This is a genomic window from Aphanothece hegewaldii CCALA 016, from assembly GCF_003007785.1.
Lineage (GTDB): Bacteria > Cyanobacteriota > Cyanobacteriia > Cyanobacteriales > Microcystaceae > Chroococcus > Chroococcus hegewaldii.
On sequence record NZ_PXOH01000011.1, the window covers coordinates 85,186 to 100,195 of the forward strand.

At 39.2% G+C, this 15,010-nt stretch carries 17 protein-coding genes and 1 pseudogene; 14 read left to right on the forward strand and 4 right to left on the reverse strand.

Features of this window, described 5'->3' with window-relative positions; genetic code table 11:
* Positions 1–27: 27 nt before the first annotated feature.
* Positions 28–1,065, forward strand: a complete 1,038-nt coding sequence (gene glpX / locus C7H19_RS11835; RefSeq protein ID WP_106457088.1) for a class II fructose-bisphosphatase — start codon at positions 28–30, stop codon at positions 1,063–1,065.
* A gap of 239 nt (positions 1,066–1,304) precedes the next feature.
* Positions 1,305–2,591, forward strand: a complete 1,287-nt coding sequence (locus C7H19_RS11840; protein WP_106457089.1) for a glutamyl-tRNA reductase — start codon at positions 1,305–1,307, stop codon at positions 2,589–2,591.
* 80 nt (positions 2,592–2,671) lie between these two features.
* Here the strand turns inward: C7H19_RS11840 and C7H19_RS11845 are convergent, their stop codons facing one another.
* Genes C7H19_RS11845 through C7H19_RS11855 form a run of 3 tightly spaced genes read right to left on the reverse strand, consistent with a single transcriptional unit; the run spans position 2,672 to position 4,330 of the window.
* Complete coding sequence (locus tag C7H19_RS11845; RefSeq protein ID WP_106457090.1) at positions 2,672–3,100, reverse strand: nuclear transport factor 2 family protein; 429 nt, start codon at positions 3,098–3,100, stop codon at positions 2,672–2,674.
* Positions 3,100–3,705, reverse strand: coding sequence for a pyridoxamine 5'-phosphate oxidase family protein (locus C7H19_RS11850; protein ID WP_106457091.1), 606 nt, complete (start codon positions 3,703–3,705; stop codon positions 3,100–3,102). The genes C7H19_RS11845 and C7H19_RS11850 overlap by 1 nt, the downstream gene beginning before the upstream one ends.
* A 7-nt stretch (positions 3,706–3,712) precedes the next feature.
* A complete protein-coding gene (locus tag C7H19_RS11855) occupies positions 3,713–4,330 on the reverse strand; it encodes a glutathione S-transferase family protein (protein WP_106457092.1) in 618 nt (205 codons plus the stop codon).
* Between the two features lie 100 nt (positions 4,331–4,430).
* Here C7H19_RS11855 and C7H19_RS11860 point away from each other — a divergent pair, with 100 nt between their 5' ends.
* A complete protein-coding gene (locus C7H19_RS11860; protein ID WP_106457093.1) occupies positions 4,431–4,973 on the forward strand; it encodes a TetR/AcrR family transcriptional regulator in 543 nt (180 codons plus the stop codon).
* Positions 4,974–5,158: 185 nt separating this feature from the next.
* Here C7H19_RS11860 and C7H19_RS11865 read toward each other — a convergent pair whose 3' ends face one another.
* Entirely contained in the window at positions 5,159–6,727 is a 1,569-nt protein-coding gene (locus tag C7H19_RS11865; protein WP_106457094.1) for a calcium-binding protein, read from the reverse strand.
* A gap of 366 nt (positions 6,728–7,093) precedes the next feature.
* Here C7H19_RS11865 and C7H19_RS11870 point away from each other — a divergent pair, with 366 nt between their 5' ends.
* From C7H19_RS11870 to C7H19_RS11910, 11 genes and pseudogenes are all read left to right on the forward strand, one after another.
* Positions 7,094–8,125, forward strand: a complete 1,032-nt coding sequence (locus C7H19_RS11870) for a hypothetical protein (RefSeq protein ID WP_106457095.1) — start codon at positions 7,094–7,096, stop codon at positions 8,123–8,125.
* Positions 8,126–8,131: 6 nt separating this feature from the next.
* Positions 8,132–8,308 carry a DUF6888 family protein gene (locus C7H19_RS27195; RefSeq protein WP_425428900.1) on the forward strand — a complete coding sequence of 59 codons (177 nt, stop codon included), beginning with the start codon at positions 8,132–8,134 and terminating at the stop codon, positions 8,306–8,308.
* Complete coding sequence (locus C7H19_RS11875) at positions 8,305–8,514, forward strand: DUF6887 family protein (protein ID WP_106457096.1); 210 nt, start codon at positions 8,305–8,307, stop codon at positions 8,512–8,514. Before C7H19_RS27195 ends, C7H19_RS11875 begins: the two co-directional genes overlap by 4 nt.
* A 6-nt stretch (positions 8,515–8,520) precedes the next feature.
* Positions 8,521–8,731, forward strand: a pseudogene (locus C7H19_RS11880) (hypothetical protein); the annotation flags it as partial.
* A gap of 89 nt (positions 8,732–8,820) precedes the next feature.
* Positions 8,821–9,063, forward strand: coding sequence for a hypothetical protein (locus C7H19_RS11885; RefSeq protein WP_106457097.1), 243 nt, complete (start codon positions 8,821–8,823; stop codon positions 9,061–9,063).
* Complete coding sequence (locus C7H19_RS11890) at positions 9,050–9,505, forward strand: HNH endonuclease (RefSeq protein WP_106457098.1); 456 nt, start codon at positions 9,050–9,052, stop codon at positions 9,503–9,505. Before C7H19_RS11885 ends, C7H19_RS11890 begins: the two co-directional genes overlap by 14 nt.
* Positions 9,506–9,582: 77 nt before the next feature.
* Positions 9,583–10,374, forward strand: coding sequence for an ergothioneine biosynthesis protein EgtC (gene egtC / locus C7H19_RS11895; RefSeq protein WP_106457099.1), 792 nt, complete (start codon positions 9,583–9,585; stop codon positions 10,372–10,374).
* 83 nt (positions 10,375–10,457) lie between these two features.
* Positions 10,458–10,622 carry a DUF2887 domain-containing protein gene (locus C7H19_RS26740; protein WP_342752280.1) on the forward strand — a complete coding sequence of 55 codons (165 nt, stop codon included), beginning with the start codon at positions 10,458–10,460 and terminating at the stop codon, positions 10,620–10,622.
* A gap of 10 nt (positions 10,623–10,632) precedes the next feature.
* Complete coding sequence (locus C7H19_RS26745) at positions 10,633–10,812, forward strand: hypothetical protein (protein ID WP_181280593.1); 180 nt, start codon at positions 10,633–10,635, stop codon at positions 10,810–10,812.
* Between the two features lie 273 nt (positions 10,813–11,085).
* Entirely contained in the window at positions 11,086–13,668 is a 2,583-nt protein-coding gene (locus tag C7H19_RS11905; RefSeq protein WP_106457100.1) for a choice-of-anchor Q domain-containing protein, read from the forward strand.
* A gap of 101 nt (positions 13,669–13,769) precedes the next feature.
* Positions 13,770–15,005: an SUMF1/EgtB/PvdO family nonheme iron enzyme gene (locus C7H19_RS11910; RefSeq protein WP_106457101.1), complete on the forward strand. Its 1,236-nt coding sequence runs from the start codon at positions 13,770–13,772 to the stop codon at positions 15,003–15,005.
* The last annotated feature ends 5 nt before the right edge of the window (positions 15,006–15,010 follow it).

Here is a 15,010-nt window from a genome sequence, read left to right on the forward strand (position 1 = left end):
AAATCAGCAGTTGGGAGGATCAGTTCTGTGGAAAGTACGCTAGGTCTAGAAATTATTGAAGTTGTCGAACAAGCTGCGATCGCATCATCTAAATGGATGGGCAAAGGCGAAAAAAACATCGCCGATCAAGTTGCCGTAGAAGCAATGCGTGAACGGATGAATAAAATTCAGATGAGAGGGCGGATCGTCATTGGAGAAGGAGAAAGAGACGATGCTCCGATGCTCTATATTGGTGAAGAAGTCGGGATCTGTACCCAACCCAACGCCAAAGATTATTGTAACCCCGAAGAACTACTAGAAATTGATATCGCGGTTGATCCCTGCGAAGGAACTAACCTAGTAGCATACGGTCAAAACGGTTCAATGGCCGTTTTAGCCATTTCCGAAAAAGGTGGGTTATTTGCCGCCCCTGACTTTTACATGAAAAAACTCGCAGCCCCCCCAGTTGCTAAAGGTCATGTAGACATCAACAAGTCGGCTACCGAAAACCTAAAAATTCTTTCTGAGTGTATGAGTCGTGCGATCGAAGAACTCGTCGTCGTCGTCATGGATCGTCCTCGTCATAAAGATCTTATCCAAGAAATACGAGATGCAGGAGCAAGAGTCCGCTTGATCAGCGATGGTGACGTTTCGGCGGCTATTTCCTGCGCGTTCTCTGGAACCAATATTCATGCACTGATGGGTATTGGGGCGGCACCTGAAGGCGTGATCTCGGCGGCGGCTATGCGTTGTTTGGGAGGTCACTTCCAAGGACAATTGATCTACGATCCTGAAATTGTTAAAACAGGTTTGATCGGAGAAAGCAGAGAAAGTAACCTCGCACGTCTCAACGAAATGGGCATTACCGATCCTGATCGAGTTTATGATACTGATGAACTAGCTAGTGGCAAAACTGTACTGTTTGCGGCTTGCGGGATCACTCCTGGTACTCTTATGGATGGCGTTCGTTTCTTCCACGGTGGCGCAAGAACTCAAAGCCTAGTTATTTCTACTCAGTCGAAAACGGCTCGTTTTGTCGATACAGTTCACCTCTTCGATGATCCAAAAACCTTGCAATTGCGTTAATCTAAGCAATAGATAAGTGCGATCGATCCCTCGACAGCAGAGGGATCAACACTTGATTCAGATGACGATGAAAAGGTTATAAAAAAAGTTACAATCAAGAATTATAAAGTTTGTTTTCAAATGCTTTGAATCAGGGACAAATAAAGTCTAAATTTCATTCAATAGAGAACTTTTAAAAATTATCTATAGTATTCCACCGAAAGCGATCGCTTTTCAAAGATTAAACTCTAGGAGAACACATGAATATCGTTGTTGTGGGCTTAAGTCATAAAACAGCCCCAGTTGAAATTCGGGAAAAACTCAGCATTCAAGAAGCTAAACTACAAGAAACCTTGACTCATCTTAAGAGTTATCCTCATATTGAGGAAGTGGCAATTATTAGCACTTGTAACCGCTTAGAAATATATAGTGTCATTACTGATACAGAAAAAGGAGTCGTTGAGATCATTCAATTTTTATCAGAAATTGGTCATATTCCGATCGCTCAATTGCGACGCTACCTCTTTATCTTGCTACACCAAGACGCGGTACGCCATCTGATGAGGGTTTCAGCAGGTTTAGAAAGCCTTGTTCTCGGTGAAGGACAAATCCTCGCCCAAGTCAAAAATACCCATAAATTAGCTCAAAAATACCAGGCACTCGGACGGTTATTAGATCGTTTGTTTAAACAAGCTATGACCGCCGGAAAACGAGTTCGTACTGAAACCAGCATTGGCACCGGCGCAGTATCTATCAGTTCGGCAGCAGTAGAATTAGCATACGCCAAAATTGAAAACTTATCTGTACAAAAAGTAACGATTATTGGTGCGGGGAAAATGTCCCGTTTATTAGTACAACATCTAATCGCTAAGAATGCACATAAGATAACAATTGTCAATAGATCCCAGCATCGTTCTGAAGAATTAGCCGCTCAGTTTCCCGAAATATCCCTAAAGCTATATCCTCTCGAAGAAATGATGAACGCGATCGCCACTTCGGATCTCGTCTTTACCAGTACTGGGGCAACCGAACCCATCTTAGATAAAGCCATGTTACAGGGCGTTTTAAGCGTACATCAATCATTGATGCTCATCGATATTTCGGTTCCGCGCAACGTACACGCCGATGTCCATAATATGGAAAATGTGCGAGCCTTTAATGTAGACGATCTAAAAGCCGTTGTCGCCGCAAACCAAGAAAGTCGCCGCAAAATGGCGCAAGAAGCCGAAGAATTACTAGAAGAAGAAGTCGCCGCTTTTGATATTTGGTGGCGTTCCCTCGATACCGTTCCTACCATCAGTTGTCTTCGTACTAAAATAGAAACTATACGAGAACAAGAATTAGAAAAAGCTTTATCACGTCTGGGTACAGAATTCGCCGAAAAACATCAAGAAGTGATTGAAGCGATGACAAGAGGTATTGTTAATAAAATCTTGCATGAACCGATGGTACAACTCCGGGCGCAACAAGATATTGAAGCCCGTAAACGTTGTTTACAATCATTACAAATGTTGTTCGATCTTGATGTAAGTGAACAGTTAACTTAAATTAATCCGTAGAGACGCTTCGCCCCTGATGCGTCTCTATATCCCCCGAAGCGTAAATAAATTCACCCAAATCTATTTATTTAACTTTGGCGATCCCATCTAAACTTACGTTCTGATTCTAAAATGGGTAAATCATTAATACTGGCTTCTCGTCGCTTCATTAAGCCATTTTCTGCAAATTCCCACTGTTCATTACCATAGGAACGATACCATTGTCCAGAGTCGTCATGCCATTCGTATTCAAATTTTACTGAGATGCGATCGTCTGTAAAACTCCATAATTCTTTTTTGAGTCGGTAGTCTAATTCTTTATGCCATTTTCTCACCAAAAACTCTCTAATCTTATCCCGTCCTGTAAAAAATTCTGAACGGTTTCGCCACACAGAATCTACTGTATAAGCTAAAGACACTTTTTCAGGGTTTCGAGTATTCCAAGCGTCTTCGGCCATTTGTACTTTAGTTTTTGCGGTTTCAAGAGTAAAAGGAGGTAAAGGGGGTTTGCTTTCCATTAGTTTTTTCCGAGTTGTCTAAGCTGATTTTCTAGTTCAGATATACGTGTTTGGAGTGGCGTGATTATTTGCATCACTTCTTCTGATGTATATCGGATCGGAATATGTTGTGGACAGTTCCAGTTCCACGCTTCAACTTCAAATAATATTACACCTTCGATTTCTGCATCATAACCCGGAACTTTCAGCCGTTCGATAAGAGTTGCGTTTCCATCTACATATCTGGCTTTTCCCCAGATTTTTAGGCGTTTCCGATGACGATAATCCATCAAAAAAAGAAATGCTTTATCGTTTTGGGAGAGGTTGCCCACTGTAATATACTGCACATTTCCTCTAAAATCCGCAAATCCTAGCGTTTTAGAATCAAGTACTTTTAAAAACCCTGGATTTCCGCCGCGAAATTGAATATAAGGATAGCCATTTGAACTAACTGTCCCTAAATAGAATCCATCCATTTTACCGATAAATTCCACAATTTCTGGAGTAAGACTATCATTTTCAGGGCCGCTTTGTTCAAATCGTGCGTAGGTTTCCCGCGATCCTTTTTGTTCTTGAATAGCTCTAACGGCGGGTGTAAAAGCGAGTTGGGTAAATTTGCGTGCCATAATTCCTCTAAACTTGTGTAGGTTTTGCTATTCCAGACATTTCGACAAAATTAGGAAGGGTTTTGATGCGCTCAATCCATGCTAAAACATGAGGATAGGGTGTTAGATCGATTTTGCCATCGGGTGCTAGAGAGATGTACGGAAAAACGGCTACATCTGCGATCGTTGGATGCTCAAACTCTAACCACTGTCGAGTACTTAGATGTTGATTGAGTTGATTTAATATATATTCGGCTCTCTGTTTAGCTCGCTCAATATTAATGCTAGTGACTTTAAACAAATGGTACAAACGTGCTGATTCTGGACCCTGACGAATTTCTCCTGCGGTAGTGGAAAGCCAACGCATCACCAAAGCAAGGGATTTAGCGTCTTGTGGGAACCATTGTTCATTTCCATATTGTGAGGCTAAATACACCAGAATAGCTTGTGCATCGGCTAAAACAAAGTCTTCATCAACGATTACGGGAACTTGCCCAAACGGGTTGAGTGCGAGAAACTGGGGGGTTTGATGTTCGCCTTTGAGCAAATCAATTTTGAGCCACTCGTATTCAATATCTAATAATGATAGGAAAAGCTTGACTTTGTAGCTGTTGCCAGATAGTTCGTGTCCGTAAAGTTTAATCATGGGTTGATCCTTTGTTTTTATTGCACCGTTCGTTCGGTATAATAGTAGTTGTACCGATTGTTCGGTATAATGTCAAGAGGTCAAGTTAAAAGTTTTTTCCATGACAAAAGATAAATATATTCCCTGCTTACTCAACTTATTTCGGCAACACGGTTATGATGGAGCAACCCTATCTAAAATTTCAAAAGCGACGGGTTTGGGGAAAGCCAGTCTTTACCATCACTTTCCAGGTGGTAAAGATGAAATGGTGACTACGATCCTAAATTATCTTGAACAAGCATTAGAGGAGAATATCAAAAAGCCATTGCGGGGTGAGGGAGATGCTTGCGATCGATTTAAGAGAATGTGTCAGTCTGTTAATAATTTATACGAAGGGGGGCAACAACCTTGCTTATTTGCCATTTTGCTGCTAGGGTCAGCGAGGGATATTTTTCAGGAGAAAGTAGGACAACTATTAGAGAGTTGGATATCGGAGATCGCAAAAGTTTTGATTGAAGCAGGAAAAGAGGAGAATATAGCGAGACAACGTGGAGAAGATGCTGTGATTGCCATTCAAGGGGCGTTAATTCTGGCTCAGGGGTTAGAGGATGTCGCACCCTTTGAGCGTATTTTACAGGAATTACCAGAGCAACTCTGTATTTAAAGCATTGTTTTTAGATCAAGAATTTACGCTGATTTTACCGAAGTCCACTAATGCCAAATCCGCCATAAATTATATCCTTAAACTTATGTAGGGGTAGGGAGTCCAAACCCTATTTAATGTTAAAGGGGTTATTTATGACGGATAAGCATATCAGATGGAGAATTTGAAAGCTAAGTAGTTTCTATCTAAGTAGTGACAAAAATATCAGCATTAGAGAGAGAAAGTCCAGTACTCAAAGTCGCCAACTGAACCGCAGCAATACCACCAGTTCCATCAGCATCAAACAACAACGCCCCAGAAGAAGAATTATAGATAAAACGTTGGGTAGCTGTTGTTGCGGCTGTACCTATGATAAATTGCTCCGCCGTAATAGCTGCGTCGGCAATTAAATCATTTCCAAAACCGGCTTGAAAAACGACGATCGTATCATCAATTACTGTAAAATCATCAATAAAATCAATGCCTTCTGTAGATGACTTGAAGACAAAGTAATCAAGTCCATCACCACCGTAGAGCGTATCAACACCGTTACCACCGTAGAGCGTATCATCGCCACTGTCTGCGGAGATATAATCCTTACCACCACCCCCAATTATTTTATCATTTCCCGTCCCAGCATAGATATAGTCATTCCCTGCACCAGCCGAGATATAGTCTTTACCTTCACCTGAAGAGATATAATCATTCCCTTCCCCAGTGGTTATCGAGTCATTACCATCATAAGTGTAAATAATGTTGGCATCATAGTAAGAGTAGCCGAGCGCTGCTGTGGAAACAATAGTATCATCACCCGAACCTGTCAGTAATGTGACAGATTCTATACCCTGAATCTTGCCAACTTCAGGGTCAGTATAGCTGAAATTAACCGCCGTAGTTTGATCGCTAGAGTCCTTGTAGAGTTGGTCATTCCCTGCACCCCCAATTACTGTATCATCTCCTTCCCCAGAAGAGATATAATCATCTCCTTCCCCAGAAGAGATATAATCATCTCCTTCCCCAGCAGAGATATAATCATCCCCTTCCCCAGTAGTTATCGAGTCATTGCCATCATTACTGTAAATAGTGTTGGCATTATAGTAAGGGTAGCCAGATGCTGCCGTGGAAACAATAGTATCGTCACCTGAACCTGTCCGTAATGTGACAGATTCTATACCCTGAATCTTGCCAACTTCAGGGTCAGTATAGCTGAAGTTAACCGCCGTAGTTTGATCGCTAGAGTCCTTGTAGAGTTGGTCAAAACCAGCACCTCCAATTACTGTATCATTTCCCGTCCCTGCATCGATATAGTCATCCCCTGCACCAGCCGAGATATAATCATCACCAGCACCAGCAGAGATATAATCATCCCCTTCCCCAGTAGTTATCGAGTCATTACCATCATTAGTGTAAATAGTGTTGGCATCATAGATAGAGTAGCCAAGCGCTGCTGTCGAAACAATGGTATCATCACCCGAACCTGTATATAATACGACACGCTCTATACCTTGAATATTGCCATTATTAGGGTCAGTATAGCTGAATGAGACCCCTGTCGTTTTACCAATCCATTTCCTTTGGAGGGTATCATAACCTGCACCCCCAATTACCGTATCATTAGCCGTACCTGCATAGATATAGTCATCCCCTGCACCACCACGAAGTAAGTCATCTCCTGCTGCTCCTTCTAGTAAGTCATTTCCTGCTAATCCTTTTAGGACATCATTTCTCTTCGTACCTACTAAATAATCGTTGCTATCTGTTCCTATTATTCTCATGTTACACCTTCATTCATTTTGGCGATAATAATTCTGTGTGTGAAGGATTTAAAATTTCTTCACTCAACAATCTTTAAAGTATGATTGTGATTGGCTTTCAGACCTAGCTTTTCTAGGTAAAACCCCAAATCACTTTTTTGATTTAGAGAACAAACAATTCTTTTATAGTCTTAGATTACCTCAAGAATATCATTAGTCCTAAAAATGTCTATTGAACTTAATTAAAAATTATGAATATTAACAATTCCGTAATTAAAAAAAAATGAGATTGTAGTAATGACAGCATAAAGCTCACAAAAGATTATTTTTTCACAGAACAAGACAGTCGTACAATAGTATTTTGAGAATTTTGATAAACGGTCTGTTATGGTTACTCCTTCGACTGATGATATTATTTCGGTATTAGAAACCCCTATAGATATAAACTTTGATTTACCAGATCCAGAAGATGAAGGGATAGAAGAGACAGACTTTCAAGAACAGTTAGACGCGATCTGGAAAGTGTGCGATCGCTTCGACTTACAGACTGATATCTGGCGTGGGCGTATCTTACGGGCGATCCGAGACAGAGAAAAAAAAGGCGGTGATGGAAGAGGTACAGGTTTCCTTAACTGGTTAAAACAGCGAGAAATCACCAAAAGTCAAGCCTATGCTTTAATTCAATTAGCTAATAGTGCAGATACACTACTCGAAGAAGGACAACTTGACCCCACGACGATCAATAATTTTAGTAAACGGGCATTTGTCGAAACCGCTAAAGCATCACCCGATGTACAACGCTTAGTCAGTGAAGCCGCACAAAATGGCGATCGCATTACCCGACGCGAAGTGAAACAACTTTCCGATGAATGGACGGCGATGAGTTCAGATTTACTACCAGAAGTCCTCAAAGAAAAAGCCACAGAAGGAACATTACCCGCCCGTCATCTTGCCCCATTAGTGAAAGAATTAGAAAAATTACCCGATAGTCACATCGAAACCATTCAAAAAGAAATAACCAATAATCCCGATGTTGATACGATTAAAGCAATGACATCTGAAGCAAAAAGTCTTTCTAAATATCTCGATGCAGCAGCCCAAGTACAAACCCTAAAACGGGCATCATTAGATATAGAAATGGCATTAGATGAAGCTTTACGATTAGAGTGTTTAAATACAGCAGCCGATCTCGTTAAACAAGCAACACAACTTGAACAAACAGTCGCTAAACTTTATACAACTTGGAAACGTTTAGGCAGTCTTTCGGATCGATTATATGTCGATACTGGGGCAAGTAATCCACATTTGCGATCGATGTTAACCTGTTTAGAAACCCTAACCAGTGAAGTCATCGAAGTAGAATTAGATGAAGGAGGTAAAAAGTTAGTGCGATTACGGGTGATGACAGAAGGAGAGTAAAAAATTATTCCTACATCAGAACAGAAAAACCAGTGTTATATATTGTGCTGTTGGTTTACTAAACTTTACTTACCTGTCAACCTAGTACGACTCGATGAGCGAAGTAGAAATGTATTTTTTTTGGCCGGAGAAGAGAATATTATTGAAATCTATCCTAACGGCAGATGGAGGTATGTGCAGTGAGCAAACCTAATTTTAAGACAATGAGTAAAAAAGAGTTACAGTCTTATATTTTAGAGCATCGAGACGATCAAGAAGCGTTTTATGCCTTTGTTGATAAGCTACATTCTGAGGCTAACTGGGTTGAAATGCCACCATTAAGTACTCTCGAAGACTTGGAACATTACCCCGAATTTACTAAGCGTATTCGTAATCCTTCAGATTTATGATCTTAATTAAGAAATACAGTAACTAAACTTTATACAACATGAAAACGTTTAGGCAGTCTTTCGGATCGATTATATGTCGATACTGGGGCAAGTAATCCACAGAAAGCGATCGTCTTTCACCTGTTTAGAAACCTTAACCAGTGAAGTCATCGAAGTAGAATTAGATGAAGGAGGTAAAAAGTTAGTGCGTTTACGGGTGATGACAGAAGGAGAGTAATTGATGTTTTGGAGTATTTGGCGGGTAGCATGACTGGAGCAAAAATACTATAATTTACTCACGCTCCTAGAAAATTAATAAGAGTAAATATGTTGACTACTCTAGGTAAACCATCTTCACTATTACATGAAATTCGTCTGGAAAAGGTCGGTGAGTGGAATTTGTTTAAATTTAGCGATACACTTCAACTTCTCATGGAAAGTCTTCTTGAAAAGAAAAAAGCTGATCAATTAACTCTTGAGGAGATTGTAGAATTTGAGACGATTGGTGAATTAGATAGAATTTTTACTTATATTAATGCTATGATTGTTGCTCAAAATGCCAATCAGTGATCTCGTTAGACAAGCTGTGCGAGAACGAGCAAACTACCTGTGTGAATACTGTCATTCTCCAGAACGCTTAAGTGCCAATAGGTTTACATTCGATCACGTTATTCCAAAATCTTTAGGCGGTTCAGATGAATTTGATAACTTAGCGTTAGCTTGCCGCCGTTGTAATGAAAGACGTTATAATTTCGTTGCAGGAGTAGATTTAGAAACTCAGGAAATTGTCCCTATTTTTAACCCTCGTCGGCACAAATGGGAAGAACATTTCTTTTGGACTAATAATGGAGTTGTGATTCAAGGAGTTACACCCATTGGCCGAGCAACCTGTATTCGTTTAGATCTTAATGATACACGCTATCCTCAAGAGGATTCTATTCGAGCAACAAGACGTTTTTGGATTCAAACAGGGCTACATCCTCCCGCTAACGATCCATGTCAACCGTTCTAAAAAGTGAATCTGTAGCAGAATTACTTTAGCAAGTTGTAGGATGGATCTTTAGTGCAAAAATTATCCCTCCTATCTAAATGTGTCGATTACTAGGTTATATTGGTTCCCCGCTTCATCTTGAAAAAATACTCGATAAACCCGAACATTCTTTAATTGTTCAAAGTTATCAACCCCGTGAAATGACTTCGGGTGTGGTAAATGCTGACGGTTTCGGTTTAGGTTGGTATAATGCTCATCAAGATACTCTCCCTTATATCTATAAAAATATTCTGCCAATTTGGAATGATGTCAATTTACCTTACTTAAATCGTTATGTTGAGTCTGGGTGTGTTTTAGCTTATGTCCGTAGTGCTACTCCACCCAATCCTGTAGATTATAGTAATTGTCAGCCTTTTATTAAAGATAAAATTCTTTTTATACATAATGGCTTTATTCATAATTTCCGTCAAACTTTATATCGTCCCATTCGGAATGTTTTAAGTGACGAAATTTATCAGTTTATTACGGGGACAACCGATTCTGAACACATTTACGGATTAATCTTAAATGAATTACAAAAAGATTCTAATACAAATTTAACTCAGGCTTTACAACAAACCTTAGTTTTTCTCACGGATTTAGCCAAACACTATCATGTTTTCTTCTCAGCAAATATCATTCTAAGTGATGGAAAACAGTTAGTTGCTTCTCGTTATTCTAATCGTAATCCTACACCTACGTTATATTGGTTAAAAAATGACTCATTATATCCAAATGGGGGATTTATTGCCTCAGAACCCATTTTTCAAGGTGATTGGAATCGTTGTTCTGAAGGTAGCATCATTACAATAGGGGAAAATCTTGACGTTAACATCAGTCCAATTATTTAAAGAGTTGCAAATATGCCGCGATCGCACTTTAAATTTATCTCGATCAAGTTGGAGAGATTGAAGATGTATCATTAGGACTAGCGATCGTCAAATTAATTGTACAATCACCTAATGTGGCGGGTCAAGTCGCGCCAAACCTTTTAGAGCGTGTTAAAACAGAAATAACTGATCTGACCAGTCAAAGACAGATTATTGATGTTATTGAAACCATTATCGTTTACAAATTTCCCCAATTGAGTCGTTACTGAGATAGCAGAAATGTTGAACTTAGAAGGGATCAAACAAACTCGCTTTTATCAGGAAACGTTTGAAGAGGGTAAGATAGAAGGCAAGATAGAGATGATTCCCCTGTTGCATGAATTGGGGTTAAGTGCCGAACAAATTGCCGATCGCTTACAACTAGACCTCATCATAGTTAGACAAAAAATACAACCGTAAATTTACTGAAATATTATTGATTTTTTAAGAGCAAGTTTAGATAATTACACGGTAGAAGTAAAAACTTGATTTGTTTATCCTGAGCAATGAGGGAATTTTCGCTCTTATTCCTATCAAGAAGCGAAATTATTCCTATAAGACTTGAATCCTAGAAGTAGCTACAGTTTGATCTCCCTAACCATTGTCCATGCAGCAAAGTAAATAGGAAAATTTCGGGTGTCCTTTTTGTGAATAAAAAGGATGCAAAATTGCACTATCATTTCAGGATAAAATATGCTTAACACCTTTTCAAGCGATATCAATATAACTGATCCGATTAATCAAGAAGACAATCTTAATTTAACCGCACGTAACCTTTCATTATTTAAAAATAGCGCGATCCAAGATTTTACTATTACCGAAAATCTCGGCATTGAAGAACTTTCTAACCCAAATCCTCTCTCTAATACAGCTTCATTCCCACTGCCAAAAAACGTTTTTGTCTCGACACCAGAGCTTGTCTTAACACCTCAATCAATCACCACTTCATCTGTTATTACTCTCACAGTAAACACAACATCCGATCAAAATGATGGCAGTGCAACAAATGGTTTATCCCTCAGAGAGGCTATCATAATTGCTAATCAAAATACTGACAATGATTATGTGATTGTTCTAACAGGTGACTATCGATATAAACTTACGCTTAGTGGTAGCGACAGTGCAGGAGAATTTGGAGACTTAGATATCGTCAATGGAAGTAATGTCACTATTAAAACACAAGGTAACAATCTCGCTATTATTGATGCGGTAGCAATGAATGATCGTATTTTTGAGGTTTTGAATGGTGGAAATCTTCGACTAGAAAATGTAGTTGTTACAAGAGGTAATAGTTCTTATGGCGGCGGAATCTATAATAATGGACAACTAACGTTAGTTAATAGCAGCGTAGTAGAGAATAGTGCCACATACGGTGGCGGTATTTACAATTATAGTTCAGGTATTCTGACTCTAATTAATAGTACTGTTGCTAATAATTCAGCATATTATTATGGTGGTGGAATTTTTAGTAGTGGCACGATAAATTTAATCAACAGTACTGTTGCTAATAACTCAGTAAATGCCTTTGATGGTGGCGGTGTCTATTTGGGTGGTACTGCTACCATTGTTAACAGCACAATTAGTAGTAATAAAGCAAATCGTTCTGGAGGCGGAATATACGTTGATTCTGGCGTTGTTAATTTAACCAATGACACAGTTACTAATAATACGGCTGATGCAGATAATAATGGTAGTGGTGATGGTGGAGGGATCTATCGCCCTTCAGGAACTGTTATTTTAAGTAATAATATTGTTGCTGGAAATTTCGATACGCCTAATAATAGTGGTAGTTCTGATAAAAATCCTGATGTATTTGGTACTTTTTTTTCCAATGGTAATAACCTGATTGGTAATACTACAGGTAGTACAAGTTTTGGTAGCTCAGATCTACTTAATATTAACCCCTTACTTGGCCCATTACAAAATAATGGCGGTGCTACTCTGACTCATGCTCTATTATCGAATAGTCCTGCCATTAATGCAGGAAATAACAACGAACTAGCAGAAGATACTTTTGATCTAGATGGAGATGGTAATACATTTGAATTTATTCCTTTCGATCAACGTGGCAACGGTTATAATCGAATTTCTGATAATAAAGTCGATATTGGCGCATTTGAAGTGCCAAATGCCGTCACAACCACAGTAAAACTTACCGTTTCTCCATCTATTGTCATGGAAGATGGTACAGATAATTTAGTTTATACCTTTACTCGTACTGGTAGTCTAACAGAAGCTTTAACGGTTAATTTTAACATTGCGGGTACTGCGACATCCAACGACTATACCCAAACGGGGGCGACTTTTACAGGAACAACGGGTACAATTAATTTTACTGCGGGTGCAAGTACTGCTACTGTGACAGTTAACCCCACTGCTGATACTACCGTTGAACTAGACGAAACCGTGATCCTTTCCCTCGCTAATGGTACAGGTTACAGTGTCGGTACTCCAAATAGTGCAACAGGTACCATTAAGAATGATGATCCACAACCCACTGTTACTCTCTCTGTTAGTCCCACTTATGTTATTGAAGATGGTACATCATTTTTGTTATATACTTTTGTCCGTACTGGTAGTTTAACCAATGCTTTAACGACCAATTTTAAGGTAGGTGGTACAGCGACTTTTAATACAGACTACGATCCAATTGGTGCAACTAGCTACAATGCAACAACAGGTACAGTAACCTTTGCTGCGGGACAAAATAATGCTCTTGTCGCCATTAATCCTCGTCCTGATACTACTGTAGAATCGAATGAAATAGTATCCTTAACCATACAACCTGGTACGGGTTATAGCATTGGAACAACGATCGCCGTTAAAGGAACTATCATAAATGATGATGCAAGTTCAGGAAACGATAGTCTAACGGGTAGTAAAGGGAATGATACCATCAATGGATTAGCAGGAAATGATACTATACTTGGTGGAACTGGAGATGATAACCTAACAGGTGGCACAGGACAAGATCAATTTGTCTTTAATGCTATAAATGAAAGAATTGATACAATCACAGACTTTAATGTAACTGATGATGCGATCGTTATTTCTCGTGCTGGTTTTAGTAATAGTTTAGCAGTGGGAACACTTCTTGCTACTCAATTCATCAAAGGTACAGCAGCAACGACCACCAGTCATCGTTTTATCTACAATAACAATAATGGTCAATTGTTATTCGATCCCGATGGAAATGGTGCCACCGCAGCCACACAAATTGCTACCTTAAGTACAGGTCTAGCCATGACTAATGCTGATATTCTAGTCATTGCATAATTATTTGTAGGGGTTTGGTCTCCAAACCCTATATGTCAGGATGTGGTATCATACTTTATTCTTTTGCCAATCTCATTTTAAGTGATCAATAGGGGAAAATCTTGACGTTAGCATCAGTCCAATTATTGAAAGAGTTGCTGTTTAATGATTTGCAAATATGCCGCGATCGCACTTTAAATTTATTAGCAATCATTCCTAGTGATCTTTTCTCACAACAAATACATCCTGATTTTAGTCCGATGGGTTGGCATTTTGCTCACATCGCTTATACAGAGGCATTCTGGATTTTAGAAAAATTTGCTACACTACCAGCTTTATTTCCCGAATATCGTCGATTATTTGCGGCTGATGGTTTACCGAAAACGGAACGACAAAAGTTACCCTCAATCGAATTTATCACAGAGTACTTAGATCTCGTCAGAAGTAAAGTTTTATTTTATTTAGAAATTGCACCCCTCGAAAAACAAGAACGATTTTGGCGATGGTTAATTCAGCACGAAAGTCAACATAATGAAACAATTTGTTATATTTTACAACTAACTAACCCCACAGGAAATTTAGCAAAAAAAGAACAAAAGAAAAATCCGTCTAAAAATTTCGGGGAAATGGTAGAAATTCCTTCTGGTGAGTTTATTATAGGAAATGATGGGATCGAAGCCCAAGATAATGAACGTCCCAGTTATCTTATAGAATTAGATACTTATTGGATCGATATTTATCCCGTGACTTGTGGGGAATATCGAGAATTTATGGAAACTGGGGGTTATCAAAAATCAGAATTTTGGTCGCCGGGGGGGTGGCAATGGAAAGAAAAACAAGCTATTTCTCAACCTTTATATTGGATAGATACACACCATCGAGATGATCATCCAGTGTATGGTGTGAGTTGGTATGAAGCACAAGCCTATGCTAACTTTGTGGGTAAACGTCTTCCAACAGAAATGGAATGGGAAAAAGCAGCAAGTTGGAATAGTCAAACACAACAAAAATATATTTATCCTTGGGGAGACATACAACTAGATCAAACACGATGTAACTTCGATCGATTAATAGGACATACTACCCCAGTAAATACTTATCCACAAGGTCAAAGTTTTTATGGTTGTTACGATATGTTAGGGAATGTCTGGGAATGGACAGACTCATGGTTTAAAGGATATAGCGATTTTACACCTTATCCCTATCAAGGCTATTCTCAAGTTTATTTTGACAACCAACATCGAGTTTTACGGGGTGGAAGTTGGGTAACTTATCCTTGGATACTCCGTAATAGTTTTCGTAATTGGTATTATCCAACTGTACGCGAGATTTTTGCTGGTTTTCGTTGTGCGCGGTAAAATAA